The organism is Rhodococcus sp. no. 34, from assembly GCF_054589475.1.
The window spans coordinates 146,694-173,433 of sequence record NZ_BAAILK010000024.1; the positions used below are offsets into that span (position 1 = coordinate 146,694).

The following is a 26,740-nucleotide window of genomic DNA, read 5'->3' on the forward strand; positions in this document are numbered from 1 at the left end:
TGACGTGCTCTGACGGTACCTGGACTACTTCGCTGTGGGTTTTCGATTCATGACGACTGTGCCGACGCCCGCGGCCACCACCAGTGCGATGGCCACGAGTGTGAACGCGTCGAGCGTTTGCCCGATCACGAGGACTCCGGCCAGTGCGGCCGCTGCGGGTTCGAGGGCGATGAGGACGGCAAAGACTTTCTTGGCTAGAGAGCGCAGCGCCCACATTTCCAAGCTGTACGGGATGACGGACGAGAGGACGGCGACGGCTGCGCCTGCGGCGAGCATCGTCGGATCCAGCAGTTCACTTCCGCCCGAGACGACGCCGAAGGGCAGCGTCAATACGGCCGCGACGATGCTTGCGCCTGCCAACCCGTCGGCGCTCGGGAGCGTCGCGGCCAGGTGGGAACCGGCCACGATGTATCCGGCCCACGCAGTAGCGGCGATCAACGCGAACATCACCCCGATCGGGTCCAAACCGGATTCGCCGTGATCGCCCAACCCGAGCAGCAACACTCCGCCGAAGGCGAGCAGCACCCATGCTCCGTCGGCCCACCGACGAGACAGAACTGCGGCCAGGGTGAGCGGTCCGAGGAACTCGATGGTGACGGCCGTTCCGATGGGCACCGTGTCGAGGGCGAGGTAGAAGGCGCCGTTCATCACGGCGAGGGCGATGCCCAGCGCGAAGATGCCTTTGCGCTGCCGGTTCGACCATCTGCTCCATCGCGGGCGGACGATGACGCCGAGGATGATCGCGGCGATCGTCAGCCGCAGCGTCGTGGCTCCGGCCGGCCCGATCTGCGAGAACAGTGTCGTCGCGAATGCCGCTCCGAACTGGAGCGACAGTATCGACGTGAGGACTGCTCCGACCGGCAGTAGCTGACTGCCGGCCTTCATTCTCCGGTGAACTCGGGACTTCGACGCTCGAGCATCGCGGCGACGGCTTCGTGGTGATCTCGGGTGTGGTGGGCGATCGACTGCATGGCGGCCGAGAGTTCGAGCAAGCTCTCGAGGCTCTGGTGCTGGCCCTCGCGGAGGAGCTTTTTGGTCATGCGGAGTACCTGCGGGGGATTGGCGGCTACTCGAGCTGCCAAAGCGTGCGCAGCGGAAAGCAATTCCTCGGGCTCGGTCACCTGCGAGACCAGACCCCAGTCGAGTGCTCTCGCAGCATCGATCGGTTCACCGGTGAACGCCATCTCGGCCGCGCGGGCGTTGCCGATCGCGCGGGGGAGCAGCCACGCTCCGCCGTCGCCGGGGATGAGTCCTACCTTGACGAAACTCTCGGCGAAGACTGCGGCGGTCGAGGCGATGCGGAGGTCGCACATGAGTGAGAGGTCGCAGCCCGCTCCGATGGCCGGGCCGTTGACCGCCGCGATGGTCGGCACCTCACACGTGTACAGCGCGAGCGGGATGCGTTGGATGCCGTGCCGGTAGCCCTGGCGGATCTCGCCGGGTGCGCCACCGAACATGCCCTCCTTGTCTCGCATGTGCTTGACGTTGCCGCCGGAGGAGAAGGCCGATCCGGCCCCCGTCAGAATGACCGTGCGCACACTCTGATCTCGGTTGACCGCGGTGACTGCGTCTTCGAGGGCCTCGATCATGTCGATCTCGGAGATCGCATTGCGGGTGTCCGGGCGATTGAGGGTCCACGTGACCACATCGCCGGTTCGCGAGATCAGTACGGCGTCGCTCATGGGTGCTCCTGGTTGTCGATGGCAGTTGAGCTCAGTCTCTCACCACAGGAATTCGCAATAACAATCATTCGTGCTTGATTTTTATGGATGTGAGTGTGATGCTGGTCGCATGGCCGAACTTCAGACGTTCATCGATGACTTGCGGGCCGAAGGCGAGAGCCTCGACGCCCTGGTTGCGGATCTGCCCGAGGAGAAATGGGCGACAATGACGCCTGCGGAAGGGTGGACCATCGCACATCAGATCGGGCACCTGCACTGGACGGACAGTGCAGCGATCCTGGCGATCACCGACCCGGACGGGTTCGCGGAGCAGTTGAAGGCGGCGTTCGTGAACCCGGCAGGGTTTGTCGACGACGGTGCTGCCGAACAGGCGGCCCGCCAGCCGGCGGAGTTGCTCGCCGATTGGCGAGCGGGGCGCACCGCTCTCGTCGAGGCGCTCACCGCCGCCCCGGCCGGAACCAAGTTCCCCTGGTACGGCCCGCCCATGGGCGGTGTCTCCATGGCTACCGCGCGACTGATGGAGACGTGGGCGCACGGGCAGGACGTTGCCGACGCACTCGGCGTCGAACGCGCTCCGACGGCGCGCATCAAGAACATCGCTCACCTGGGTGTGCGGACGCGAAACTTCGCGTACTCGGTCAACGAGAAGACGCCGCCCGCCGACGATTTCCGGGTTGAGTTGACCGCGCCGGACGGGTCGCTCTGGACCTGGGGGCCGGAAGATGCGCCGCAGAAGGTCACCGGGCCGGCGTTGGACTTCTGCTTGCTGGTCACCCAGCGTGCCAATCGCGCCGATCTCGATCTGGTCGCCGTGGGTGCCGACGCGGACGAGTGGCTCGGGTTCGCGCAGGCCTTTGCCGGACCCAGCGGTGAGGGACGAGCCGCCGTCGGATCCAGCGGTGAGGGACGAGCATCGAAGGTGGGCAAATGAGTTCGGTACGGATCGGTAACTGCTCCGGGTTCTACGGCGACCGCGTCTCGGCGATGCGCGAGATGCTCGAGGGCGGCGAACTCGACTACCTGACCGGCGACTACCTGGCCGAACTGACGATGTTGATCCTCGGGCGGGACCGGATGAAGGACCCGGCGCTCGGCTACGCGAAGACGTTCCTGCGGCAGGTGGAGGACACGCTCGGCCTTGCGCTCGACAAGGGGGTGAAGATCGTCGCGAATGCAGGCGGTCTCAACCCGGCCGGACTGGCCGACGCGTTGCGCGAGGTCAACACCAAGCTGGGGTTGAACGCAAAGATCGCCCACGTCGAGGGCGACGATTTGATCTCTCGGGCAGACGAACTCGGACTCGGCTCCCCACTGACGGCCAACGCGTACCTCGGCGCCTGGGGCATCGTCGAAGCATTGTCGGCCGACGCCGATGTCGTGGTCACCGGACGTGTCACCGACGCTTCGGTGATCGTCGGTCCGGCCGCTCACCATTTCGGTTGGAAGCGAGATGATTTCGATCAGCTTGCCGGTGCTGTCGCGGCGGGCCACGTCATCGAGTGCGGAACCCAGGCCACCGGCGGCAACTACGCGTTCTTCACAGAGATTCCCAATCTGGGTCGGCCTGGCTTCCCGATCGCCGAGATCAACGCGGACGGATCTTCGGTCATCACCAAGCACGCCGGAACGGACGGCGAGGTGAGCGTCGGCACGGTGACGGCGCAGCTGCTGTACGAGATCACCGGTGGACGCTATGCAGGCCCGGACGTGACGACCCGCATCGACAACGCAGTGCTCACCCAGGAAGGCCCGGACCGGGTGTTGATCAGCTGCGTCACGGGCGAGGCTCCGCCGCCGCAGTACAAGGTCTCCCTGAACACGCTGGCCGGGTTCCGTAACGAGGCCACCTTCATCCTCACGGGTCTCGACATCGAGGCCAAGGCCGATCTGGCGAAGACTCAGCTCGAATCCTGGCTGACGAAGAAGCCCGCCGAACTGGTCTGGACTCTCGCTCGCACGGATCATCCGGATTCCGACACCGAGGAAACCGCGAGTGCGTTGCTGCGCTGCGTGGTTCGCGATTCCGACCCCAAGGTGATCGGTCGCCCTTTCTCCGCGGTTGCGGTGGAAATGGCACTTGCCAGCTACCCCGGCTTCTCGCTGACGGCTCCGCCGAGCAACGGCCAACCGTACGGAGTGTTCACCCCCGGCTACGTCGACGCGGGATCGGTGCCGCACGTGGCCGTACTGCCGGACGGCACGCGCGTGGACATCGCTCCGTCCACGTTGACGCAGGACCTCGAACCCGTCGGCGAACCGGAGCGTCCGGAGCCGTTGCCGCCACAGACGTCGCTGTCGGTACCACTCGGCACGATCGCCGGTGCCCGTAGCGGCGACAAGGGCGGAAATGCCAACGTCGGCGTCTGGGTTCGCACGGACGATCAGTGGAAGTGGTTGGCGCACACACTGACCGTCGAGATGCTCAAGGAACTGCTACCGGAAGCAGCAGACCTGAACGTCACTCGCTACCAGCTTCCGCACCTTCGTGCCGTCAACTTCGTGATCGAGGGAATCCTCGGTCAGGGTGTCGCCTCGCAGGCGCGGTTCGATCCGCAGGCCAAGGGAATTGGTGAATGGCTGCGTTCGCGCCACATCGACATCCCGATTTCGCTACTCCCCGTAACTGACGAGAAAGAGGATTCACGGTGACCGTGTGGACCACACCGGAAAGGCTTGCGCTTCGCGAGACCGTACGCGGATTCGTGAACCAGGAGATTCTGCCGCATCTGACGCAGTGGGAGCGAGACGGCGAGATTCCGCGCGAATTGCACCGCAAGGCAGGCGCTCTCGGACTCCTCGGGGCCAGCGCACCCGAATCGGCCGGTGGTGAGGGCGGCGACGCCGTCGACTCCATCGTGATCTGTGAGGAGATGCATCAGGCAGGTGCGTCGGGCGGGCTGTTCGCATCGCTCTTCACCTGCGGCATCGCGGTGCCGCACCTGATCGCGGCCGGCGACGAGGCGCAGATCGAGAAGTGGGTCAAGCCGACCCTGCGCGGCGACAAGATCGGCTCGCTCGCCATCACCGAGCCCGGCGGAGGCAGCGACGTCGGGCACCTGACAACTACAGCCAAGCGCGACGGCGATCATTACGTCGTGAACGGCGCCAAGACGTTCATCACCTCCGGCGTTCGAGCGGACTTCGTCGTTACAGCGGTGCGCACCGGTGGTCCCGGCGCGGGTGGTGTATCACTGCTCGTGATCGAGAAGGGCACACCGGGATTCACCGTCTCGCGCAAACTCGAGAAGATGGGCTGGCGCGCATCCGATACCGCGGAACTCTCCTTTGTCGACGCCCGGGTTCCGGTGGAGAATCTGGTCGGTGCAGAGAACAGCGGCTTCGCGCAGATCGCCCAGGCATTTGTCTCCGAGCGGGTAGCGCTCGCCGCGCAGGCGTATGCCAGTGCAGAACGTTGCCTGGAGCTGACGCTCGAATGGTGCCGCGCCCGTGAGACTTTCGGTCGCCCCCTGATCAGTCGGCAGGCCGTCCAGAACACCGTCACCGAGATGGCCCGCAAGATCGACGTCGCCAAGGTGTACACGCACTCGGTGATCGAGCGGTACATGGCCGGTGACGGCGATCTGATCGCCGAGGTGTGCTTTGCGAAGAACACGGCAGTCGAGACGGGCGAATGGGTTGCGAACCAAGCTGTTCAGCTGTTCGGCGGCCTCGGATACATGCAGGAAAGCGAAGTGGAGAGGCAGTACCGGGACATGCGAATTCTGGGAATCGGTGGCGGAACCACCGAAATCCTCACCGGCCTCGCGGCCAAGCGATTGGGGTATCAGTCATGAGTGTCATCCGGTCAACACTGGACACCAATTCCGAGGTGTACAAGACCGCAACTTCGACCATGAACACCAAGCTCGCCGAGATCGAGGTCGAGCACGCCAAGGCGTTGGCGGGTGGCGGCGAGAAGTACACCGAGCGGCACCACAAGCGGGGAAAGCTCCTGGCACGCGAGCGGATCGAACTCCTGCTCGATCAGGATTCACCGTTCCTCGAACTGTGTCCCCTCGCTGCGTGGGGGAGTGACTTCCCGGTCGGCGCCAGCACCGTGGTCGGTATCGGCGTCGTCGAAGGTGTCGAATGCCTGATCGTCGCCAACGATCCCACCGTGCGCGGCGGCACCAGCAACCCGTGGACGCTGCGTAAGGGTTTCCGCGCCAACGACATCGCCATGCAGAACCGACTCCCGGTGATCTCCCTCGTAGAGTCCGGCGGCGCAGACTTGCCGACGCAGAAAGAGGTGTTCATCCCGGGCGGGCGTATGTTCCGTGACCTCACTCAGCTGTCCGCAGCCGGAATCCCCACCATTGCACTGGTCTTCGGTAACTCGACGGCCGGCGGTGCGTACATCCCGGGCATGTCCGACCACGTCGTGATGATCAAGGAACGCTCCAAGGTGTTCCTCGCAGGCCCGCCGCTGGTCAAGATGGCCACCGGTGAGGAATCCGACGACGAGGCACTCGGCGGCGCCGAAATGCACGCTCGCAAGTCCGGGTTGGCCGACTACTTCGCCGCCGACGAGCAGGACGCGATCCGCATCGGGCGCTCGATCGTCAAGCGGCTCAACTGGACCAAGAAGGGGCCGGCGCCGCGCGCGGAGATCATCGAACCGCTCGAGGATCCGGAAGAGTTGCTCGGCATCGTTCCGGCCGACCTGAAGATCCCGTTCGATCCGCGTGAGGTCATCGCCCGTATCGTCGACGGTTCCGACTTCGACGAGTTCAAGCCGCTCTACGGCTCCTCCCTCGTGACCGGGTGGGCCGAGCTCAACGGCTACCCGATCGGCATCCTGGCGAACGCACGTGGAGTGCTCTTCAGTGAGGAATCACAGAAGGCCACGCAGTTCATCCAGCTCGCCAATCGTTCCAACACGCCGTTGCTGTTCCTGCACAACACCACCGGGTACATGGTGGGTAAGGAATACGAGGAGGGCGGCATGATCAAGCACGGATCGATGATGATCAATGCGGTTGCCAACTCCAAGGTTCCGCACATCTCGATCCTGCTCGGAGCGTCCTACGGCGCCGGTCACTACGGCATGTGCGGACGCGCGTTCGATCCGCGGTTCCTCTTTGCGTGGCCCAGTTCCAAGTCCGCCGTGATGGGCGGTGCGCAGCTCGCCGGCGTCATCTCCATCGTGGGACGCGCTGCTGCCGAGGCGCGCGGCCAGGTCTTCGACGAGCAGGCCGACGCCGGCATGCGCGCGATGATCGAGAACCAGATCGAGGCCGAGTCACTCCCGATGTTCCTGTCGGGTCGTCTGTACGACGACGGCGTCATCGATCCCCGAGACACCCGCACCGTGGTGGGAATGTGCCTGTCGGCCATCGCCACCGCCCCGATCGAAGGCACCGAGAACTTCGGCGTCTTCCGTATGTGAGGCACGCCGTGACAATCACTTCAGTACTGGTCGCCAATCGTGGCGAAATCGCCCGCCGTGTCTTTGCAACCTGCCGCAAGAACGGAATCGGCACGGTCGCGGTATTTTCCGACGCAGATGCCGACAGCCCGCACGTCGCCGAAGCCGATGCTTCGGTTCGCCTGCCGGGTAACACGCCTGCCGAGACCTACTTGCGGGGTGAGCTCGTCATCGCCGCCGCCAAGGCTTCGGGCGCCGACGCGATTCACCCCGGATACGGATTCCTCTCCGAGAACGCGGAGTTCGCGCGCAGCGTCATCGACGCGGGACTGACGTGGATCGGCCCGCCCGTCGAATCCATCGAGCTCATGGGGTCGAAGGTCGAGTCCAAGAAGATCATGGACGCCGCCGGAGTGCCGGTGCTCTCCGAACTCGATCCCGCCGCGGTGACCGAGGCTCATCTGCCGGTGCTGATCAAGGCGTCGGCGGGCGGCGGCGGACGCGGAATGCGTGTCGTTCGTGAATTGTCGGCGCTGGACGGCGAACTGGAAGCGGCGCGGCGTGAGGCGCAGTCCGCTTTCGGCGACCCGACAGTCTTCTGTGAGCGTTACCTCGAGACCGGTCGGCACATCGAGGTTCAGGTCATGGCCGACCGCCACGGTGCGGTGTGGGCGGTGGGGGAGCGCGAGTGCTCGATCCAGCGTCGGCATCAGAAGGTGGTCGAAGAGGCCCCGTCGCCGCTCGTGCAACGCATCCCCGCCATGCGCGACAAGCTGTTCGACGCCTCGCGGCTCGCCGCCAACGCCATCGGTTACGAGGGGGCAGGAACCGTTGAATTCCTGGCTGACGAAAAAGGCGACTTCTTCTTCCTCGAAATGAACACGCGTTTGCAGGTGGAGCATCCGGTCACCGAGTGCACCACTGGACTCGATCTGGTGGAACTGCAATTGCAGGTCGCTTCAGGTGAAGCACTTCCGGACGATCAGCCGGAGATCCGTGGGCATTCGATCGAAGTGCGCCTGTACGCCGAGGACCCCGCCAAGAACTGGCAGCCGCAGAGCGGAACCGTCCACCACATCGAGTTGCCCGGTGACCCGCAAGAATTCAGTGTTCTGCGTGAGCAGGGCGTTCGCCTCGACTCCGGCGTCGTCGACGGCAGTGTTGTCGGCGTCCACTACGACCCGATGTTGGCCAAGGTCATCTCGTACGCGCCGACGCGGACCGCAGCTGCCCGGCTGCTCGCATCGACGCTGGCGCGCACCAGGATTCACGGGCTGCGCACCAACCGCGACCTGCTCGTCAACGTCCTGGCCCACCCCGCCTTCATTGCCGGAGACACCGACACTGCCTTCTTCGAGACTCACGACCTCGAGAAGCTGTCTACGCCCTTGGCCGATACCGCCGCCGAAAAACTCTCGGCGCTGGCGGCGGCACTTGCCGATGCCGCGCACAACCGGGCGTCGGCCCGCGTCATCGGCCGCTTGCCCAGCGGGTGGCGCAACCTCCCGTCGCAGCCGCAGAGCAAGAGCTATTCCACTGCGTCGGGCGAGTACGACGTCCGCTACTCCCTGAGCCGAAGCGGCGTGCTGAGTGCAGAAGGCTTCGACGACGTGCGCCTGGTATCGGCAACTGCGACCCGGGTAGTGCTCGAGCAGAGCGGAGTACAGCGCTCGTTCGACGTTGCGGCCTACGGGAGTGAGATTTTTGTCGACTCCTCGCTCGGACCCGTCGCGTTGACGGCAGCACCGCGCTTCGTGGATCCGTCGGCAGAAGTCGCCGCCGGTTCGTTGCTCGCTCCGATGCCGGGATCGGTCATCCGCCTCGGTGCCGCACTCGGTGACACCGTCACCGCCGGCCAGCCGATTCTGTGGCTGGAGGCCATGAAGATGGAACACACCGTCACCGCGCCGACTGCCGGTGTCCTGGTGGAACTTCCGGTCGCCGTCGGCCAGCAGGTCGAGGTCGGATCGGTACTCGCACGTGTGGAAGAACCCGCTACAGAAGAGGAAGCATGATGAGTTTCATCGAAACCGAAGAGCAGAAGGAACTGCGGGCATCCGTTTCCAAACTGGGTGAGCGCTTCAACTACGTCGACTACGTGCTGCCCAAGGCGCGAAAGGGGGAGCCGCTCACCGAATTGTGGAACGAGGCGGGCAAACTCGGATTCCTGGGCGTCAACCTGCCGGAGGAATACGGCGGCGGCGGTGCAGGCATCTACGAACTCGCGCTGGTGCAGGAGGAATTGGCGGCGCAGGGTGCCGGTCTGCTCCTGGTTGTCGTATCCCCGGCCATCTGCGGCACCATCATCGGCAAGTACGGCACGGCGGAGCAGAAGCAGCAGTGGCTACCCAGCCTCGCCGACGGCTCCAAGATCATGGCGTTCGGAATCACCGAGGCCGACGCTGGTTCCAACTCTCATCAGATCACCACGACGGCACGCAGGGATGGCGACGACTGGATCCTGAGCGGCAACAAGATCTACATCTCGGGTGTCGATCAGGCTGACGCGGTCCTCGTCGTTGCGCGGACCGAGGACTCCAAGACGGGCAAGCTCAAGCCCGCTCTGTTCATCGTCCCCACGGATTCTCCCGGATTCGTGAAGACGCAGATGGAGATGGACATCATCGAACCGGACCACCAGTTCATCCTCTTCCTCGACGACGTCCGTCTGCCGGCCGACGCTCTGGTCGGCGAAGCCGATGCCGCCCTGATGCAGTTGTTCGCGGGCCTCAACCCCGAGCGCATCCTGGGTGCGTCGATGGCCATCGGCATGGGCCGTTACGCCCTGAACGCCGCAGTGAAGTTCGCCAACGAGCGCACGGTGTGGAAGACGCCGATCGGCGCGCACCAAGGTATTTCGCATCCACTCGCGCAGGTGAAGATCGAACTCGAGCTCGCCAAGCTGATGATGCAGAAGGCCGCGGTGCTCTACGACAGCGGTGACGATTTCGGTGCTGCCGAAGCCGCGAACATGGCAAAGTACGCCGCTGCCGAGGCCAGCATCAAGGCGCTCGATCAGGCGATCCAGACGCATGGCGGCGCAGGACTGACGAAGGAATACGGACTGGCCGCCATGCTCGGTGCGGCTCGTATCGCCCGTGTCGCGCCGGTGAGCCGCGAGATGATCCTCAACTTCGTCTCACAGCATTCCCTCGGTCTGCCACGGTCCTACTAGGAAGAGGCGACTCATGACGGATCAGGACAAGCCATACGTACGGTACGAAGTATCGGGCGGTGCTGCCACGATCACTCTCGATTCACCCCACAACCGCAACGCGATTTCGACGCGGTTGGTCACGGAGTTGCAGGCTGGGTTGACGGTGGCTGCCGCCGATCCGGCAGTTCGAGCGGTGGTACTCACCCACACCGGTGGAACATTCTGTGCGGGAGCCGATCTCAGTGAGGCCTCCGGTTCGTCCGCATCACCGGAGGACGCCGTCAAGGAGCGAGGACGGGGGATGCTGACACTCTTGCGCAGCATTCTCGAGCTTCCCAAGCCGGTGATCGGGCGGATCGACGGTCACGTCCGGGCCGGAGGCATGGGTCTTGTCGGGGCGTGCGACATCGTCGTCGCCGGACCGGCGAGCACCTTCGCGGTGACGGAATCACGGTTGGGTTTGGCGGCGTCCATCATTTCGCTCACGGTCCTGCCGAGGCTCGACCAGCGATCTGCGAGCCGCTATCTGCTCACCGGCGAGAAGTTCGGCCAGCACGAGGCCGAATCCATCGGACTCGTCACCTCCGCGTCGCAGGACACGGGGGAGTCGATCACCGAACTGCTCGGCACCTTGCGCCAATGTTCACCGCAGGGACTTGCCGAATCGAAGTGGATCACGACGCGTTCGGTCCTGGCTGGATTCGACCGGGACGGCGAGGAGATGATCGCGCAGTCGGCTCGGCTGTTTTCCTCTGACGAGGCTCGTGAGGGCATGATGTCTTTCTTGCAGAAGCGTCCAGCAGCCTGGGCGCAGTAGAAACTGCGCAGCTGGGACACAGAAGCGCTGGAACACAGAAGTAGAAGGGATGGCGGCGCGATGACTCGAGAGCCCAAGCAGGACCGAAGTCGAGTCACGCGCTCCCACCTGCTCGAAGTGACTGTGGAGTGTCTCGCCGAACTCGGGTGGAGCGCAACGACGATGAGCGTCGTCGCGCAGCGTGCCGGGGTGTCCAGAGGCGCGATGCAGCATCACTTCCCGACCCGCGAGGACCTCATCACCGCGGCGCTCGAGGTGATGTTCGACGCCCGGATGGATCAGGCACGAAAGGAATCGACCGACCTTCCGGTGGGTGCCGGACGAACCGAGGCGATCATTTCGCGGTTGGTGGAGTACTACACCGGGACTCTGTTCAAAGCAGCACTGCAGGTGTGGACGGCCGCTGCCTCCGACCCCGACCTGCGTGCCCGCGTACTGCCCCTCGAGGAACGATTCGGGCGCATCGCGCACCGCATGGCCGTCGAGAGTCTGGGTGTCGACGACTCCGACCCGGTGACGCACCGCTTGGTACAGGCGACCCTGGACCTGGCCCGCGGGCTGGGGCTGGCTGATGTCTTGACAGACGACTCGCGCCGACGCACCGAGGTGGTCAAACAGTGGGCGGCGCAATTGGATTCCACGCTTGTTCGGGTACCGGTGGCAACTCCCTGAATCGGTAGCGGCGGGGCCGGCGCCGGTGCTCTCGACGCGCACGTGGCGTGTGTCGGGGGCCACCGAGAAGTACAGTCGGCTCCATGGCCGCACGCACTCTCACTTCGATCGGGACTTCGGTATTGGTCTCGGCTGCCGTGCTCTCGGCTGTGGTCGGCTGCAGCTCCGGTGACGGGTCCGTCGATCAGCCGGGCGACGGTGCGGGTTCGCAGGCACTCGCACCTACGGATCCGGGCCCGATGTTCGCCGAATGCGGCTCGGTGACCGACGAGGAAGTTGTCAACGCCTTCAATCTCGGCGCTTTTGCGACGACGACGCGCAACGGCGTCGGGTGCCAGTGGGAAGTCGCCGGTTCGAACGGTCCGAGCGTCAGTTTCTCCTGGTACCGCGGTAGCCCGATCGGCCGCGAACGGGCCGGGTCCGACCTGCTCGGACGTCCTGCCGACGACATCACGATCGGTGGACACCAGGGCTTCATCGCGTCCACGGCAGGTTCGTTGTGCGAGTTGGGTATCGCGTTCGGCGGAGACTTCGTGCACTGGTCGATCACCTACGGTTTGCTGCCACCGACCGCGGATCCATGCACGGTGGCGCGGGATCTGATGGAAAAAACAGTTTCGAGGGCACAGTGAAGTTCGAGGGCGCCGTGAAGCGCGTAAGGATCGGACTCGCCTTGGCGGGGTCGCTGGTTCTGCTGACAGGCTGCGGCTCGGTGGTCACCGGGACTCCTCGTGCGGAGGGCAGCTACGGCGGTAGTGACAGCCAGGAATTCGCGAACGTCCTCCAAGAATGCGAAGCCGTCACCGACGAGCAGATCGCCGGTGCCGTGGGTGCCGACGCCGTCGGGCGTGGGTTCTTCGGCGCTATCTGCCGTTGGGACGGCATCGGGACCGCGGGTCCGATCAAGATCACCTTCAACTGGTTCGAGACGGGCACCCTCGATCACGAGCGCGCTGCATTCGAGCATCTGGGATACGTGGTGGCGAAAATCGACATCAACGGCAGTGGCGGGTACCAGGTTCGCCAGCCGGCCGATCCGCAGAGCTGCGGGGTGAGCGCGAGCGCACCGGCCGGGGGAGTGTTCGGTTGGTGGGTCACCGAGCCGCAAGGCGGCGCGGATCCGTGCGAGGCTGCGGCAAAGCTCGGCGCGTTGACGTTGAACCGCAGCATCTGATCGCGACCGGTCCGGCTGCGTGGTCTGAGTGTGCAGCCAGAGTGTCTGGTCAGAGCGTGAGGTCACTATCACCGTGGCCTCGCTTTGACCTCGTGGCGCGCCGACAGGTATCGTTATGGGTCGTGTCCGGCATGCCCGGGCCGATCTGTGTGCCTAGCTAGGTATTGCCGTGCGCGCGTTCGAGCAGAAACTGCTGATGAACGAGCATCCGGCTGCCTGTGTGGGGGTATGCGACACGCCCGACCTCGGGGGCAGTGCGCGGCATGAAAGTGCTGAGTACAGACTCTGAGGTGGGTGAGGAGCAGCAGCTCTCTTGCTCCAACTGCTAGATCCCTAATTTCAGAACAGCCACGTTTTCGAACGGCCCGAGTTCGCTCGAGCAGTCTGTTCGTCACAAGAAAGCCGGTAAATGCCAACCATCAACCAGCTGGTCCGCAAGGGTCGCCGCGACAAGACCGCCAAGGTCAAGACGGCAGCCCTCAAGGGCAGCCCGCAGCGTCGTGGCGTGTGCACTCGCGTGTACACCACCACCCCCAAGAAGCCGAACTCCGCGCTCCGTAAGGTCGCACGTGTTCGCCTCACGACTTCGGTCGAGGTCACCGCGTACATCCCCGGTGAAGGTCACAACCTTCAGGAGCACTCCATGGTGCTCGTCCGTGGCGGTCGTGTGAAGGACCTCCCGGGTGTCCGTTACAAGATCATCCGCGGCTCCCTCGACACCCAGGGTGTCAAGGGTCGCAAGCAGGCACGCAGCCGCTACGGCGCCAAGAAGGAGAAGAGCTAATGCCACGTAAGGGCCCCGCTCCGAAGCGCCCGCTCATCAACGACCCGGTTTACGGTTCCCCGTTGGTGACGCAGCTCGTCAACAAGATCCTGCTGGACGGCAAGAAGTCCACCGCAGAGCGAATCGTGTACCAGGCTCTCGAGCAGGCACGCGAGAAGACCGGCACCGATCCGGTCGTCACCCTCAAGCGCGCCCTGGACAACGTCAAGCCTGCACTCGAGGTTCGTAGCCGCCGCGTCGGTGGCGCTACCTACCAGGTGCCGGTCGAGGTTCGCCCCGGTCGTTCCACCACGCTGGCACTGCGCTGGCTGGTCACCTTCTCGCGTGCACGTCGTGAGAAGACCATGGTCGAGCGTCTCGCCAACGAGCTCCTCGATGCCAGCAATGGCCTCGGTGCAGCTGTGAAGCGTCGCGAAGACACTCACAAGATGGCCGAAGCCAACAAGGCATTCGCCCACTACCGCTGGTGATGTAAAGCGTCGGAGCAACTGCCATCGGGTGGGGCTCCGACGCTTGTCGCCGTTGGCGGCCTGATCATCGCGACGGATTCCGGACGCAGGTGGCCAGGTTCGCCTCGGCAGAGACATAATTGAAAGACCATGGCCCTGACGGTGGAACACACCGATAAGGCCGACACCCGAAAACCAAGCAACGAGCGGGGAAGAAACCTGTGGCACAGGAAGTGCTGACTGACCTGAACAAGGTCCGCAACATCGGCATCATGGCGCACATCGATGCCGGCAAGACCACCACCACCGAGCGCATCCTGTTCTACACCGGTGTCAATTACAAGATCGGTGAGACGCACGACGGTGCGTCGACGACGGACTGGATGGAGCAGGAGAAGGAACGCGGCATCACGATCACGTCTGCCGCCGTGACTTGCTTCTGGAACAACAACCAGATCAACATCATCGACACCCCCGGCCACGTCGACTTCACGGTCGAGGTGGAGCGGTCGCTGCGCGTGCTCGACGGCGCAGTTGCTGTCTTCGACGGTAAAGAGGGTGTCGAGCCGCAGTCCGAGCAGGTTTGGCGTCAGGCTGCCAAGTACGACGTTCCGCGCATCTGCTTCGTCAACAAGATGGACAAGATGGGCGCGGACTTCTACTTCACAGTCCAGACCATCATCGACCGCTTGGGCGCGAAGCCGCTCGTTCTCCAGCTGCCCATCGGCGCTGAGGACGACTTCGACGGCGTCGTCGACCTGGTCGAGATGCGTGCCATCACCTGGCGCGGCGTAGTTCCGACCGGTGCACTGCCGACCATCGAAGAGATCCCCGCGGACCTCGTCGAGAAGGCTGCCGAGTACCGCGAGAAGCTGCTCGAAACCGTTGCCGAGTCCGACGAAGCTCTCATGGAGAAGTACTTCGGCGGCGAAGAGCTCACGGTCGAGGAAATCAAGGGCGCCATCCGCAAGATGACGGTCGCTTCCGAGCTGTACCCGGTCATCTGTGGCTCCGCGTTCAAGAACAAGGGCGTTCAGCCCATGCTCGACGCAGTCATCGATTACCTGCCGAACCCGCTGGACATCGGCGAGGTCGTCGGCCACAAGCTCGGTGACGAAGAAGTAGAGATCACTCGCAAGCCGAGCAAGGAAGAGCCGTTCTCGGCTCTCGCCTTCAAGATCGCTGCTCACCCGTTCTTCGGCAAGCTGACCTTCGTCCGCGTGTACTCGGGTCGTATCGATCCGGGCGCTCAGGTGCTCAACGCAACCAAGGGCAAGAAGGAGCGCATCGGAAAGCTCTTCCAGATGCACGCCAACAAGGAGAACCCGGTAGACGAGGCCGTAGCCGGCCACATCTACGCGATGATCGGCCTCAAGGACACCACCACCGGTGACACCTTGTGCGATCAGGCGAGCCCCATCGTCCTCGAGTCGATGTCGTTCCCCGCGCCGGTCATCCAGGTCTCCATCGAGCCCAAGACCAAGTCCGACCAGGAGAAGCTGGGCGTCGCGATCCAGAAGCTCGCCGAAGAGGACCCGACCTTCTCGGTCGAGCTCGACGAAGAGACCGGTCAGACCGTCATCGGCGGTATGGGCGAGCTCCACCTCGACATCCTCGTCGACCGCATGCGTCGCGAGTTCAAGGTCGAGGCGAACGTCGGTAAGCCGCAGGTTGCGTACCGCGAGACCATCACCAAGAAGGTCGAGAAGCACGACTACACCCACAAGAAGCAGACGGGTGGCTCGGGCCAGTTCGCAAAGGTCATCATCGCTCTGGAGCCTTTCGTGGGCGAAGACGGTGCTACCTACGAGTTCGAGAACAAGGTCTCCGGCGGACGTATCCCGCGCGAGTACATCCCCTCCGTGGATGCCGGTGCGCAGGACGCGATGCAGTACGGTGTTCTCGCCGGCTACCCGCTCGTGAACCTGAAGCTGTCGCTGCTCGATGGTGCTTACCACGACGTCGACTCCTCGGAAATGGCGTTCAAGGTTGCCGGTTCGCAGGCACTGAAGGAAGCCGCCCGCAAGGCCGGCCCCGTCATTCTCGAGCCGCTCATGGCTGTCGAGGTCACAACGCCCGAGGAGTACATGGGCGACGTGATCGGCGACCTCAACTCCCGCCGTGGCCAGATCCAGGCCATGGAGGAACGCAGTGGTGCCCGTGTCGTGAAGGCGCTGGTTCCGCTCTCGGAGATGTTCGGTTACATCGGTGACCTGCGGTCGAAGACCCAGGGCCGAGCGAACTTCTCCATGGTGTTCGATTCCTACGCAGAGGTTCCCGCGAACGTCTCGAAGGAAATCATCGCCAAGGCGACGGGCGAGTAAGCACAGCGAGCTCCCCAGCCCGCGCCGGCAAGTAACCTCGGTTTCTTCCGGCACGAAGCACGACCTAGTAACAACCAACCGCACTGCTGCATACGGCAAGCAACAACAGTCCAGGAGGACACAAAGTGGCGAAGGCGAAGTTCGAGCGGACGAAGCCGCACGTGAACATCGGCACCATTGGTCACGTCGACCACGGCAAGACCACGACGACGGCGGCCATCACCAAGGTTCTCGCGGATGCATTCCCCGACCTGAACGAGGCTTCGGCCTTCGATCAGATCGACAAGGCTCCCGAGGAAAAGGCTCGTGGCATCACGATCAACATCTCGCATGTTGAGTACCAGACGGAAAAGCGCCACTACGCGCACGTCGATGCACCGGGTCACGCCGACTACATCAAGAACATGATCACCGGCGCAGCTCAGATGGACGGCGCTATCCTCGTCGTCGCAGCTACCGACGGCCCGATGCCCCAGACGCGCGAGCATGTCCTGCTCGCTCGCCAGGTTGGCGTTCCTTACATCCTCGTCGCCCTGAACAAGGCCGACATGGTTGACGACGACGAGATCCTCGAGCTCGTCGAGATGGAGGTCCGCGAACTGCTGGCCGCTCAGGAATTCGACGAGGAAGCCCCCGTCATTCCGATCTCGGCACTCAAGGCACTCGAGGGTGACCCGAAGTGGACGCAGTCCATTCTCGACCTGATGGCTGCTGTCGACGAGTCCATCCCGGACCCGATTCGTGAGACCGAGAAGCCCTTCCTCATGCCCGTCGAGGACGTCTTCACGATCACCGGCCGTGGCACCGTTGTCACCGGTCGTATCGAGCGTGGCGTTGTCAACGTCAACGAAGAGGTCGAGATCGTCGGCATCAAGGAAACCTCGACCAAGACCACGGTCACGGGTATCGAGATGTTCCGCAAGCTGCTCGACTCGGGCCAGGCCGGCGACAACGTCGGACTGCTCGTTCGTGGCATCAAGCGCGAAGATGTCGAGCGTGGACAGGTTGTCGTCAAGCCGGGCACCACGACTCCCCACACGGAGTTCGAGGGCCAGGCATACATCCTGTCGAAGGACGAGGGCGGCCGCCACACCCCGTTCTTCAACAACTACCGCCCGCAGTTCTACTTCCGTACCACGGACGTTACGGGCGTCGTGACGCTGCCTGAGGGCACCGAGATGGTCATGCCCGGTGACAACACCGAGATGTCCGTCAAGCTGATCCAGCCTGTCGCCATGGACGAGGGCCTGCGCTTCGCAATTCGCGAAGGCGGCCGTACGGTCGGCGCCGGCAAGGTTGCCAAGATCATCAAGTGAGACTCTTGTCTCGCTAGCTGATTCACAGCACTGAAAAGGCGCTCATTCCCTTCGGGGAGTGAGCGCCTTTTCTGTGTCTTTGATCGAGTGGCCTGTGATCGAGTGTTCGGTGATCGGGTGCCTGCGTGCTTCTTACTTACTTGTTGGCTTCCACCCGGTCGAGGTGCAGCAGAACCTGTACTGCGACGGTTGAGCCGTCGAGGCTGCGCCTGGTTGCGCCGGCGATGCGTTCGGCCGAAGCGGTGAATCCGGCGACGTCGATCGACGGATCTGCAGTGACGACAATCGACAGCGTCGGCAGTCCGCGATCGACCGTCGCTTTGCTCTTGGTGCTCCGCACGCCGGTCAGTTGAGCGAGTTCGGCCGCTACGCCGTCAGCGACGGGTCCGAGATCCACGCTGACGTCGGTACCGGATTCGTTGTGCCGCAATGTGACTGCGCTCGTACGGCGCCGGCGAAGGTTCAGGTACAACAGCCCGAAACCGGCGAAGACGCAGAGGACGAAGGTGCCCGACAGTACCCAGTGCCACCAAGGCTCCTCCGGAAGGCCGAAGAGGACCTCCCGATCGAGGCGTGACACCCAGGTTCGAATCAGCGACGCGCCCGCGTCCCACGCGATGGCGTATGCGCCCGCCGCGAGGAGTGCGATTCCGACGATGAGGACGATGATCCGATCGACCGCGGAGATCCAACGGTTCACGAGGCGTCCTTTCGTCGTACTACAGTTTCTCGCACGACAACCGAAAGTTGCAGTGGCCGCTGCAGTATCGCGAGGTGGGGCCGAACCGCCGCGTCGACGGCTGCGGCAAGTTCAGCTCGATCGCCACCGGTCGATTCGATGTGAACCTTGACGTGTTTACGGTCGACGCTGGTGTGAGCCGAGCCGACGCCGGGAACGACCGCTGCGTGGCTACTGCACAGACGTGCAATGTCAGTCGGCCGCATCCACACCGTCGATGCGCTCGGGTTCCCGAGTGGGACATGGGTTTTCGCACGGCGTTTGATCGCCGACATTATCAGGACAACACCCGCGACAACGGCAGCGATCGCCACCGGAAGTAGCCACGGTTGCCAGTGCAGACGAGACGTCCACTCCACGGAGTTTCGGATCCAGGGTGCCGATTCGAAAGTTCCACGGTTGATGAACCATTCGCGCGAGACAACGAAGGCGAGTGCGAGTAGACCACACGCGATGACGAAGGCCGAAACCGCGGCCGCCGGGTTCGCAGAGGGGACCCGCGGCGGAATCGGATCCGAGAGTGCCTGCTGTGCCGGGCCCTCCGCGATCTCGACGCCGGAAACACAGGAGTCGTCAGAACCCTCGGTTGCCGCGATCATCACGTTCATGTCGTGGAGTGGAAGCCCGGTCAGCGATTCGACGCTGCGACCGACTTCCGTTCGCACCCGGCCGGTCAACTCGGTGACCGAACACGGCCAGGACACGGCGAGGAAGAGATTGATCGCGACGGCGTCGCTACCCATCGAGATGTCGGCTCGCGGAAGATCGCGTCCGGTCAGGCGGGTCAAGCCACCGGACTGGCGGACCACCCCCGGGACGTTCACCGCTGCGGCCGTGGCGATCTTGGCCATCGCACGGTCCTTGATGACCAAGGAGCCGCGTAGGCCAGGATCGTCCGCTGCGCTGGGATCGGACGGCTCAGCCACGGCCACGGCTTCGGAGGATCGCGCCGAGGTCGAGATGTCCGTCGCGGTGTGCTCCGATCGCCATACCGGCGGCGCCGAGCAGGACTGCGAAGACGAAACCGCTGAACCCACCCATGATTCCGGCGAGTGCGAGGAGCAGACCGACCAGCAGTCCGACGGTGGTGCTGTTCATGTCAGTTCCCTTCTCGAATGTTCGGTGCAATGTCTGTGACGGTGGCAGGCTCGGTGACTGCATTTTCGGCATCAACGGGTAGATATCCCGCTGTCGACAGGTCGCCGACGGTCACGTTCACCGGTACGTCGACCAATCTCGCCACCACCGCTCGTACGCGTTCGGCGACGCTGCGAACGTCTGCCGGATAGTGAACGGAAATGTGTACAGCACAGGAGTTTTCGTCGACGACGACGCCGGTGATGCGGCGTCCGGGGAGGTAGGTTCCCACTTCGCCGAACTGTCCTCCGTGCAGATCTGCCACTTCCGGGATGGCAAGAACCGCGTCGGCGACTACCTCGGCCGCGTCGATCTCGCGGCCGGCGTCGGCGGTACTCACTGAACCCTCGGCTTGGCTTCCGGATCGGTACTGCCGCCGCTCTCTGCATCCTCGAAGAGCATGACGTCGAAGACGGTGATGTTGACCTCGGTGACCTCGAGACCCGTCATGCTTTCCACTGCGGCAATGACGTTGCGGCGGATACCTACCGCCAGTTCGTGGAGTGCGACGCCGTACTCGGCGACAATGCCGATGTCGATGGCGGCTTGTTTCTCGCCTACCTCCACCGCCACGCCCTGGGCATGGTTGACGCGGGCGCCCGGTATGCGGTCGCGAAGTGCCCCCACCGCACGCGCTGTGCCCCCGCCGACGTCGTACACGCCGTTGATCTCGCGGGTCGCGATACCGGCGATCTTGGCGACCACGGCGTCGGCGATGATCGTCTTACCCTGGGTGCTGACTAGTTCCGCGCCACCGTCGGCGCCGAATCGGACGCTGTTCTTTTCACTGGAATCGCTGGTCATGGGGGCTCCCTGCTCATGTGTCAGTGCGTGCGTCTGAAGTACCTCCAACTGTAGTGACTGGTAGGTGACCATGCGGGATGCACCACACCTACTCCGGCATTTGGTATGGCAGAGTCGGAGGCAAATAGTGACGGCGTTCATAGTGAGCGCTGCAAGTGACGTGGGTCGGACAGGGTGGTACGTGGTGGCACGGATAGTGATCGTGGGTGCGGGTTTGTCGGGACTGCGGACCGTCGAGGAACTGCGACGAGCTGGTTTCGAAGGTGAATTGACGCTCGCGGGTGGGGAAACGCATCTGCCCTACGACAGGCCTCCGTTGTCGAAGGAAGTGATCCGCGGCGACAAGGACGAGACGACCTTGCGTCCGGCCGAGTTCTACGTCGAGAACAAGGTCGATCTCAAGCTCGGTTCGCCGGCAACCTCGGTGGACACGGTCGCCAAGTCGGTGGCGTTCGCCGACGGATCCACCCTGGACTACGACGAGTTGGTCATCGCGACCGGACTGACTCCGCGTCGCATCGCCGGCCTTCCGGAGTTGTCCGGAGTGCACGTTCTGCGCTCCATCGAGGAAGCGTTGGCCCTCCGCGCCGACCTTGCTCCCGGTAAGCGTGCGCTGATCGTCGGGGCCGGCTTCATCGGCTGCGAACTGGCCGCGAGCATGAAGTCTCACGGCGTCGACGTCGTGTTGCTCGAACCCCAGCCGACGCCGCTGGCGTCGGTGCTCGGCCCCACCGTCGGCGCCCTCGTCGAACGTCTGCATCGGAACGAGGGCATCGACGTCCGAGTCGGTACGGGCTTGACCTCGCTGTCCGGCGACGGAGCGGTTGCCGCTGCGACCTTGAGCGACGGTTCGGAAATCCCGGTCGACGTGGTCGCGATCGGAGTCGGTTCGGTGCCGGTCACGGGATGGCTCGACGGTTCGGGGATCGAACTCGACAGCGGAGTGCTCTGCGACGGCGTCGGCCGCACCAGCACCGAACACGTCTGGGCGGTCGGCGACGTCGCGTCCTGGCAGATCGGAGATCGACGCAAGCGTGTCGAACACTGGACCAATGCTGGGGACCAGGCCAAGATCCTGGCGGGAGCGATCACCGGAACGGGTGATCCGGATGCGCCGGCGCAGGTTCCGTACTTCTGGAGCGATCAGTACGATGTCAAGATCCAGGCATTGGGGACCGTCGCACCCACGGACACCGTTCACATCGTGAAGGACGACGGCCGAAAGTTCGTCGCATACTACGAGCGCGACGGTGTGCTGGCAGCTGTCGTCGGCGGCGGTAGCGCGGGAGCTGTGATGAAGATGCGCGCGAAGATCGCAGCCGGCACGCCCATCTCGGACGTGTTGGAGTCCACACCGGCCTGAACGGATGAGGCAGGACCGGTTCCGAGACGATAGATTTGTGCGGTGATCGTTGCACTCATCGACTCGGGACTGGGCCTGCTCCCTACCTCTGCGTGGCTCAGACGCCTGCGCCCGGATCTCGATCTTGTGCTGTCCCTCGATCCGGACGGCGCCCCCTGGGGGCCCAAGCCCGAGCCGTGGGTCGTCGACCGGGTACTCGGTGCGGTGCGGCGGAGCCTCGATCGTGGGGCTCAGGTCATCGTTCTTCCATGCAATACCGCGAGCGTCACCGCTCTCCCACACGTCCGCGAACTGGTCGGGCCGGGTGTGCCGGTCATCGGAACGGTGCCCGCGATCAAGCCCGCGGCCGCCGCGTGCGATTCAGTGGCGATCTGGGCTACCGCCGCGACGACTGCCAGCCGGTACCAAGCCGATCTGATCGAACAGTTCGGCAACGGCGCCAAGGTCGTCGGGGTGCCGTGCCACGGCCTGGCCGATTCGATAGACCTCGGTGATCGTGCAGCCGCACTTGCAGCTATCGAATCCGCAGTGACACGGACGCCGGACGACGTCAACGGCGTTGTCCTCGGCTGCACGCACTACCCACTGCTCGCGGACGAAATCGCAGCGCGGCTACCCGCCGGCGTCACACTCTTCGACAGTGCCGAAGCCGTTGCACGACAGACCCTGCGGCGGATCGACGGGCTCGGTGACGCGGGTGAAGGATCGGGAACCGTCGAGGTTTTCGTGAGTGGTCGTCCGGGCGCGCTACCGCCCAGCGCCGAAGCCTTCGACGCCGGGCGGTTGTTGGGCGCGATCAAAGCCTGATCCAACCTGTATTCAGCCATTCATCAACGGGCAGCTACTCCGCTCTGTCAATGGGCGGCTACGCCGCTCCGTCAATGTGCGGCTACGCCGCCGTGACCCCCGTGATGCATCCGCGCACTCATCACCGGCATCGCACTCACCGCGACCACAACGGTCAGGACCCCGACCACCCAGGCCGTCCAAGACGCACCGCGTAGAGCGTCGAAGCTCATGACCCAGGGTGAAATGAACATCAAGACGCCGAAAACGCCCATCGCGTAATCCGCCATGGCCATGTCCGGACGTGCCATGTGCGCCAGACCCGACAGTGCAACCAGGACACCCAGGACGACGAGTGACCACATTGCCCGATCGGTGGTGTCGAGCCACATCGGCGAGAGAGCCGCAAAGACGCCGAGAACCACCGCGACGGCATCTTGCATTCGATTCCACGACTTCATGACGAGACCTCCAAAGACGAGAGTGTGTCCACCTGTAGTACACGCCCGCGGCAGATCGAGATCAACTCTCCGCCAATTGCATTCGCGTTGCAGTTAGAGGCGATGTGGAGGCTCGAATATCAAGATTTGTGACTATTCGTCCGGATTGCCACGAGCCCGCGCGGAGCGCTGGCCGCGATATGTCCCGAGAGTGCCATGAGGGTGAGAGTGGTGAATGCGATAGCGGCGGTGATCATGGGTGGTCCTTTCACTGACTGTCCTCGAGTGTCGTCTGCCGACCTGTGGCCGAGCAGGGCACACGGTGTGAGGACGCTGAGAGAATCGAAGAGTCCGCACAGACGACCCGTGAGAAGGTTCTGGGGTGACGCAATCGAGTGCCCAGGACGTGATCGAACAGTTGGCCGACCTCGCGGATCCCGCGGATGCCGTCCAGCTACAGAAGTTCTTCAAGACAGCGCCGGGGGAGTACGGCGAGGGTGACGTCTTCATCGGTGTGCGAGTACCGAAGACGCGTTCGGTGGTGAAGAAGCATGTCGGTCTCGAGTTGCCTCAGGTACGCCTCCTTCTCGACAGCGACGTCCACGAGCATCGGTTGGCCGGTCTGTTGATCCTGGTTGCTCGATTCGAAAAGGTCAGTCGCCCAAAATTTTTCGACGACGAGAGTCGCGCCCGCATCGCCGACTTCTATCTCAGCGCTGTCGAGGACGGGCGGGTGAACAATTGGGATCTCGTGGATTCGTCCGCCGGACAGATCCTCGGCGGCTGGCTGTACGACCGAGATCGCCGGCTGATCTTCGAGCTTTCCGATTCGGGTGACCTGTGGCGACGACGGGTGGCGCTGCTGACGACTTACGGATTCATCACTCGCGGCGACGGGTCGACCACGCTCGAGCTTGCCGCGCAGGTGCTGGGTGATCGACGAGACTTGACCCAGAAAGCGATGGGCTGGATGCTCCGCGAGGTGGGCAAGCGGGTGGACCGGGATTTGTTGACCGGTTTCCTCGCGAAGAATGCAGCAGACATGGGACGCACGGCGCTGAGCTACGCGTGCGAACACCTGACCGCAGAAGAGCGAGCGCACTTCCGGGCGGCCCGCTAGCGAAGTACCGCTCGGTAGGTTGTGGGACGATTCTCGGTATGCCCGCCACCCGTGTCGAGGCGTCTCGAATTGTGACGATCGGTTCACTGATCGCTGCCGGCGTCGCAGCTCTGTGTTATCTCGTGTACTCCGTTCGAGCCGTCGAACCCGTTGATTTTCTCGTCTACCGCTACGCTGCCCAGGCGTTCGCAGCGGGATCGAACATCTACGAGGGCAATCTGTCCGGCCCGTTGATCGTCGAAGAGGGTATGCCGTTCACCTACACCCCATTCGCGGTGATCTTCCTCTGCCCGACTGTCCTCTTCGACTGGTGGACTGCCTATCTGCTGTGGTCGGGATTGTGCATCGCGGCGTTGGTGTGGACGGTTGCGAGGTTCACTCCCGCTCGCGTCCCCAAGCGGCCGCTCGTCATGGCGGCATTGGTCCTGGCCGTGTCGGTGACCCCCATCGTCAGTGCGCACATCTCATTCGGCCAGGTGAACTTGGTGCTGATGGTGCTCGTACTGCTCGACGTGACTCGCCGAGAGGATTCGAGATTCGGCCGGTGGTTTCCGCGAGGACTGCTGATTGGCGTCGCGGCCGCGATCAAGCTGACTCCGGCTCTCTTCATCGTCTACTTCGTCGTCACGAAGCAGTGGCGACTCGCGATCTGGAGTTCGATCGGATTTGCCGCGGCGACCGCCGTCGCAGCAGTGGTGGACCCGGTCGTCAGCTGGACCTTCTGGTCGGACGTCGTCTGGAACCTCAGCGACCGGGTGGATTTGAGCGGGCAGGCGATCGCGAGTGCCGGCAACAGTTCGCTGCAGGGCGGACTTGCCGCGCTGGGCCCATGGACAGCGTCTCTGGCGATGCCGTCGACCGTGCTGTGCGCGGGGGTAGCGCTATGGATCGCCCGAGATGTCTATCGCGTCGGGCGAGCGGTCGATGCGGCGTTGGTGATCGGATTGAGCGCGCCGATTCTTTCGCCGATCAGCTGGATTCACCACTGGGTGTATCTCGTGCCTGCTGCCGTCACGGTTCTCTTTCGGCTTCGATCGCCGCTGCAGTTCGGTGCGGCCGCTCTGGGGTTGGCCATCGTCTACTGCGGGCCGAGTATGGGACAGCAGTTCATCGAGACGTCGCCGCTCCTGCTGCCGTTCGGGTTGCTCCTTCGTGAGGGTTTCCTGATCGTGACCCTCGCACTGATTCTTGCGCTGTGGCGGTTGCCCACAACGGCGCCGGTGTGGGTTTCGCGGCGGGACTCGGAAGATGACTCGGGAGACTCCGAACATGACAAAGCCCCCGATTCCGCAGGGAATCAGGGGCCGTCATGCATCGAGGCAGGGTTCAGAACTCGATCTTCAGGTGATCGGTGATCGGCTTCGCCTGGCAACCGAGGATGTAGCCGTTCGCCACGTCCTCGGCGTCGAGGATTTCGGAGTTGTCCATCTGAACTTCGCCTTCGGTGACGGTGCAGGCACACGACCCGCACTCGCCTTCCTGGCAGGAGTACGGCACGTCGAGGCCCTTGGCGAGCATGATGTCGACGAGCGTCTGCTTGCGCGGCCAGACGAGGGTGTGGGTTTCACCGTCCAGTTCGACCTCGACGGTTGCGGCGTCGGCTGCTTCCTCGTCGGAGACCTCGGCTACCTCGACGTCACGGAACGGGTCACCCGCGAGTGAATTGAAGACCTCGGCGTGAACCTGCGTGCGGGGCATGCCGGCCTCTGCCAGTGCCTTGTGGACGGCGTCCATGAAGGGGCCTGGACCGCACATGAAGGCCTCGTACGCGACAAATGGCTTGGCCAGTGTCGCCAACTGTGAGACGGCGGGGAGTCCCTGCACGGTTTCGATCCAGTGGACAACGGTGAGGCGGCCGGGGTGTTGCGCTGCCAATTCGCGAAGTTCGGCGCCGAAGATGACGGACTTCTCGTCGCGGTTCGCGTAGATCAGCACGACGTTGCCGCTGCCCTGCGTGAGGGCGGACTTGAGGATCGAGATCACCGGAGTGATACCGCTGCCTGCACCGAAGAGCAGGAAGTCGTGATCGAGCGACTTGGGCGTGAAGACACCTGACGGCGGCAGCACTTCGATGGTGTCGCCGACCTGGAGCTTGTCGCACAACCAGTTGGAGCCGTAGCCGTCGACGGTTCGCTTGACGGTCACCTTGGGGGCGTCGTCGGTGAAGGGTGAACTGGCCAGCGAGTAGCAGCGTGCGACCGAGCCGGTCTGATCACTCGGGATGCGCAGGGTCAGGAATTGACCTGGCTTGTAGTCGAACTTGTCCTTCAGTTCTGCGGGAATCTCGAACACCAGCGACCGGGCGTCGGAAGTCTCTTCGATGACTCCGGACACGGTGAGTACCGCCGATCGCGAGCTGTGCGGTACCTCGACTGTCGTCATCGCGAAGCTAGTCCTCTCGTGAAGCTGGGTAAAGCGCAGGTCAGTGAAGTGCAACATCTAGAACGTGTTCTAGTTCAATGTTAGCAGTGATGAAAAGCTACTGGGGATCGTAGTCGCCGAGCAACACGTTCCCGATCAGCGGGAACCACGGCGGTCTGATCCAGCCGTCCTGGCAGTCCGGGGTGGCGTCGACCTGCCCGAACGGGCGGTTCGTGAGCGGCGTCCG

At 63.8% G+C, this 26,740-nt stretch carries 27 protein-coding genes; 18 read left to right on the forward strand and 9 right to left on the reverse strand.

From position 1 onward, the window contains the following. Positions 1-24: 24 nt before the first annotated feature. Positions 25-885 (reverse strand): EamA family transporter, encoded by an 861-nt coding sequence (locus tag ACYP01_RS08630; protein WP_007728407.1) that lies wholly within the window; start codon positions 883-885, stop codon positions 25-27. Further along, on the reverse strand, positions 882-1,682 hold the full coding sequence (locus ACYP01_RS08635; RefSeq protein WP_003942035.1) for a crotonase/enoyl-CoA hydratase family protein: 801 nt from the start codon (positions 1,680-1,682) through the stop codon (positions 882-884). The genes ACYP01_RS08630 and ACYP01_RS08635 overlap by 4 nt, the downstream gene beginning before the upstream one ends. A gap of 109 nt (positions 1,683-1,791) precedes the next feature. On the opposite strand from ACYP01_RS08635, the gene ACYP01_RS08640 reads away from it, so the two are divergent. The 14 genes from ACYP01_RS08640 (at position 1,792) to tuf (ending at position 17,743) form a co-directional block, all read left to right on the forward strand. Continuing rightward, the gene (locus tag ACYP01_RS08640; RefSeq protein ID WP_003941918.1) at positions 1,792-2,613 is read left to right on the forward strand and encodes a TIGR03084 family metal-binding protein; all 822 of its coding nucleotides are present in this window, start codon (positions 1,792-1,794) and stop codon (positions 2,611-2,613) included. Further along, the gene (locus tag ACYP01_RS08645) at positions 2,610-4,331 is read left to right on the forward strand and encodes an acyclic terpene utilization AtuA family protein (RefSeq protein ID WP_459679428.1); all 1,722 of its coding nucleotides are present in this window, start codon (positions 2,610-2,612) and stop codon (positions 4,329-4,331) included. Before ACYP01_RS08640 ends, ACYP01_RS08645 begins: the two co-directional genes overlap by 4 nt. Continuing rightward, positions 4,328-5,476, forward strand: coding sequence for an acyl-CoA dehydrogenase family protein (locus ACYP01_RS08650; RefSeq protein ID WP_007728404.1), 1,149 nt, complete (start codon positions 4,328-4,330; stop codon positions 5,474-5,476). Before ACYP01_RS08645 ends, ACYP01_RS08650 begins: the two co-directional genes overlap by 4 nt. Continuing rightward, positions 5,473-7,071: an acyl-CoA carboxylase subunit beta gene (locus ACYP01_RS08655; protein ID WP_003941989.1), complete on the forward strand. Its 1,599-nt coding sequence runs from the start codon at positions 5,473-5,475 to the stop codon at positions 7,069-7,071. Before ACYP01_RS08650 ends, ACYP01_RS08655 begins: the two co-directional genes overlap by 4 nt. Before the next feature lie 8 nt (positions 7,072-7,079). After that, positions 7,080-9,065 carry an acetyl/propionyl/methylcrotonyl-CoA carboxylase subunit alpha gene (locus ACYP01_RS08660; protein ID WP_459679431.1) on the forward strand — a complete coding sequence of 662 codons (1,986 nt, stop codon included), beginning with the start codon at positions 7,080-7,082 and terminating at the stop codon, positions 9,063-9,065. Beyond that, the gene (locus tag ACYP01_RS08665) at positions 9,065-10,225 is read left to right on the forward strand and encodes an acyl-CoA dehydrogenase family protein (RefSeq protein WP_003942033.1); all 1,161 of its coding nucleotides are present in this window, start codon (positions 9,065-9,067) and stop codon (positions 10,223-10,225) included. The genes ACYP01_RS08660 and ACYP01_RS08665 overlap by 1 nt, the downstream gene beginning before the upstream one ends. 13 nt (positions 10,226-10,238) lie before the next feature. Beyond that, positions 10,239-11,024, forward strand: coding sequence for an enoyl-CoA hydratase family protein (locus tag ACYP01_RS08670; RefSeq protein ID WP_459679435.1), 786 nt, complete (start codon positions 10,239-10,241; stop codon positions 11,022-11,024). Positions 11,025-11,084: 60 nt separating this feature from the next. After that, complete coding sequence (locus ACYP01_RS08675) at positions 11,085-11,696, forward strand: TetR/AcrR family transcriptional regulator (RefSeq protein WP_003942008.1); 612 nt, start codon at positions 11,085-11,087, stop codon at positions 11,694-11,696. A gap of 83 nt (positions 11,697-11,779) precedes the next feature. Beyond that, positions 11,780-12,328 carry a DUF3558 domain-containing protein gene (locus ACYP01_RS08680; protein WP_003941874.1) on the forward strand — a complete coding sequence of 183 codons (549 nt, stop codon included), beginning with the start codon at positions 11,780-11,782 and terminating at the stop codon, positions 12,326-12,328. Continuing rightward, complete coding sequence (locus ACYP01_RS08685) at positions 12,325-12,870, forward strand: DUF3558 domain-containing protein (protein ID WP_058227502.1); 546 nt, start codon at positions 12,325-12,327, stop codon at positions 12,868-12,870. The genes ACYP01_RS08680 and ACYP01_RS08685 overlap by 4 nt, the downstream gene beginning before the upstream one ends. A gap of 409 nt (positions 12,871-13,279) precedes the next feature. Further along, entirely contained in the window at positions 13,280-13,654 is a 375-nt protein-coding gene (gene rpsL, locus ACYP01_RS08690; RefSeq protein ID WP_003941908.1) for a 30S ribosomal protein S12, read from the forward strand. Then, a complete protein-coding gene (rpsG, locus tag ACYP01_RS08695; RefSeq protein WP_003941856.1) occupies positions 13,654-14,124 on the forward strand; it encodes a 30S ribosomal protein S7 in 471 nt (156 codons plus the stop codon). Before rpsL ends, rpsG begins: the two co-directional genes overlap by 1 nt. A 200-nt stretch (positions 14,125-14,324) precedes the next feature. Next, positions 14,325-16,427, forward strand: a complete 2,103-nt coding sequence (gene fusA / locus ACYP01_RS08700; protein ID WP_003942073.1) for an elongation factor G — start codon at positions 14,325-14,327, stop codon at positions 16,425-16,427. A gap of 125 nt (positions 16,428-16,552) precedes the next feature. Then, entirely contained in the window at positions 16,553-17,743 is a 1,191-nt protein-coding gene (tuf, locus tag ACYP01_RS08705; RefSeq protein ID WP_003941926.1) for an elongation factor Tu, read from the forward strand. Positions 17,744-17,879: 136 nt separating this feature from the next. On the opposite strand, the gene ACYP01_RS08710 is transcribed toward tuf, so the two are convergent. The 5 genes from ACYP01_RS08710 to ACYP01_RS08730 are packed head-to-tail and all read right to left on the reverse strand — an operon-like array spanning position 17,880 to position 20,423. Next, positions 17,880-18,443, reverse strand: a complete 564-nt coding sequence (locus ACYP01_RS08710) for a hypothetical protein (protein ID WP_003942084.1) — start codon at positions 18,441-18,443, stop codon at positions 17,880-17,882. Next, on the reverse strand, positions 18,440-19,414 hold the full coding sequence (locus ACYP01_RS08715) for a DUF6286 domain-containing protein (RefSeq protein ID WP_459679440.1): 975 nt from the start codon (positions 19,412-19,414) through the stop codon (positions 18,440-18,442). Before ACYP01_RS08715 ends, ACYP01_RS08710 begins: the two co-directional genes overlap by 4 nt. Further along, positions 19,401-19,580, reverse strand: a complete 180-nt coding sequence (locus ACYP01_RS08720; RefSeq protein ID WP_003942043.1) for a hypothetical protein — start codon at positions 19,578-19,580, stop codon at positions 19,401-19,403. The genes ACYP01_RS08715 and ACYP01_RS08720 overlap by 14 nt, the downstream gene beginning before the upstream one ends. A 1-nt stretch (position 19,581) precedes the next feature. Next, positions 19,582-19,959 carry a hypothetical protein gene (locus tag ACYP01_RS08725; protein WP_042453130.1) on the reverse strand — a complete coding sequence of 126 codons (378 nt, stop codon included), beginning with the start codon at positions 19,957-19,959 and terminating at the stop codon, positions 19,582-19,584. Further along, positions 19,956-20,423, reverse strand: coding sequence for an Asp23/Gls24 family envelope stress response protein (locus ACYP01_RS08730; RefSeq protein ID WP_003941912.1), 468 nt, complete (start codon positions 20,421-20,423; stop codon positions 19,956-19,958). The genes ACYP01_RS08725 and ACYP01_RS08730 overlap by 4 nt, the downstream gene beginning before the upstream one ends. A gap of 184 nt (positions 20,424-20,607) precedes the next feature. Here ACYP01_RS08730 and ACYP01_RS08735 point away from each other — a divergent pair, with 184 nt between their 5' ends. Both ACYP01_RS08735 and ACYP01_RS08740 read left to right on the forward strand, forming a co-directional pair. Next, positions 20,608-21,786 (forward strand): NAD(P)/FAD-dependent oxidoreductase, encoded by a 1,179-nt coding sequence (locus ACYP01_RS08735; RefSeq protein WP_459679443.1) that lies wholly within the window; start codon positions 20,608-20,610, stop codon positions 21,784-21,786. Positions 21,787-21,828: 42 nt separating this feature from the next. After that, positions 21,829-22,593, forward strand: coding sequence for a glutamate racemase (locus ACYP01_RS08740; RefSeq protein WP_070162580.1), 765 nt, complete (start codon positions 21,829-21,831; stop codon positions 22,591-22,593). A 71-nt stretch (positions 22,594-22,664) separates the two neighbouring features. Here ACYP01_RS08740 and ACYP01_RS08745 read toward each other — a convergent pair whose 3' ends face one another. Beyond that, a complete protein-coding gene (locus tag ACYP01_RS08745) occupies positions 22,665-23,033 on the reverse strand; it encodes an SPW repeat domain-containing protein (RefSeq protein ID WP_003941901.1) in 369 nt (122 codons plus the stop codon). Positions 23,034-23,394: 361 nt separating this feature from the next. On the opposite strand from ACYP01_RS08745, the gene ACYP01_RS08750 reads away from it, so the two are divergent. Continuing rightward, positions 23,395-24,132 (forward strand): DNA alkylation repair protein, encoded by a 738-nt coding sequence (locus ACYP01_RS08750; protein ID WP_042453138.1) that lies wholly within the window; start codon positions 23,395-23,397, stop codon positions 24,130-24,132. A 38-nt stretch (positions 24,133-24,170) separates the two neighbouring features. Beyond that, complete coding sequence (locus tag ACYP01_RS08755) at positions 24,171-25,487, forward strand: glycosyltransferase family 87 protein (RefSeq protein WP_459679447.1); 1,317 nt, start codon at positions 24,171-24,173, stop codon at positions 25,485-25,487. Here ACYP01_RS08755 and ACYP01_RS08760 read toward each other — a convergent pair. Continuing rightward, entirely contained in the window at positions 25,459-26,514 is a 1,056-nt protein-coding gene (locus ACYP01_RS08760; protein WP_003941851.1) for a ferredoxin--NADP reductase, read from the reverse strand. The two genes, ACYP01_RS08755 and ACYP01_RS08760, sit on opposite strands and share 29 nt — an antisense overlap. Positions 26,515-26,740 lie beyond the last annotated feature (226 nt).

Coding starts and splice junctions, on each gene's coding strand:
- rpsG (WP_003941856.1), top strand. CDS start 13,654: ATGCCACGTAAGGGCCCCGCTCCGAAGCGCCCGCTCATCAACGACCCG.
- ACYP01_RS08680 (WP_003941874.1), top strand. CDS start 11,780: ATGGCCGCACGCACTCTCACTTCGATCGGGACTTCGGTATTGGTCTCG.
- rpsL (WP_003941908.1), top strand. CDS start 13,280: ATGCCAACCATCAACCAGCTGGTCCGCAAGGGTCGCCGCGACAAGACC.
- ACYP01_RS08630 (WP_007728407.1), bottom strand. CDS start 885: ATGAAGGCCGGCAGTCAGCTACTGCCGGTCGGAGCAGTCCTCACGTCG.
- ACYP01_RS08745 (WP_003941901.1), bottom strand. CDS start 23,033: ATGAAGTCGTGGAATCGAATGCAAGATGCCGTCGCGGTGGTTCTCGGC.
- ACYP01_RS08670 (WP_459679435.1), top strand. CDS start 10,239: ATGACGGATCAGGACAAGCCATACGTACGGTACGAAGTATCGGGCGGT.
- ACYP01_RS08720 (WP_003942043.1), bottom strand. CDS start 19,580: ATGAACAGCACCACCGTCGGACTGCTGGTCGGTCTGCTCCTCGCACTC.
- ACYP01_RS08730 (WP_003941912.1), bottom strand. CDS start 20,423: ATGACCAGCGATTCCAGTGAAAAGAACAGCGTCCGATTCGGCGCCGAC.
- ACYP01_RS08655 (WP_003941989.1), top strand. CDS start 5,473: ATGAGTGTCATCCGGTCAACACTGGACACCAATTCCGAGGTGTACAAG.
- ACYP01_RS08760 (WP_003941851.1), bottom strand. CDS start 26,514: ATGACGACAGTCGAGGTACCGCACAGCTCGCGATCGGCGGTACTCACC.
- ACYP01_RS08665 (WP_003942033.1), top strand. CDS start 9,065: ATGAGTTTCATCGAAACCGAAGAGCAGAAGGAACTGCGGGCATCCGTT.
- ACYP01_RS08755 (WP_459679447.1), top strand. CDS start 24,171: ATGCCCGCCACCCGTGTCGAGGCGTCTCGAATTGTGACGATCGGTTCA.
- ACYP01_RS08675 (WP_003942008.1), top strand. CDS start 11,085: ATGACTCGAGAGCCCAAGCAGGACCGAAGTCGAGTCACGCGCTCCCAC.
- ACYP01_RS08645 (WP_459679428.1), top strand. CDS start 2,610: ATGAGTTCGGTACGGATCGGTAACTGCTCCGGGTTCTACGGCGACCGC.
- ACYP01_RS08635 (WP_003942035.1), bottom strand. CDS start 1,682: ATGAGCGACGCCGTACTGATCTCGCGAACCGGCGATGTGGTCACGTGG.
- ACYP01_RS08640 (WP_003941918.1), top strand. CDS start 1,792: ATGGCCGAACTTCAGACGTTCATCGATGACTTGCGGGCCGAAGGCGAG.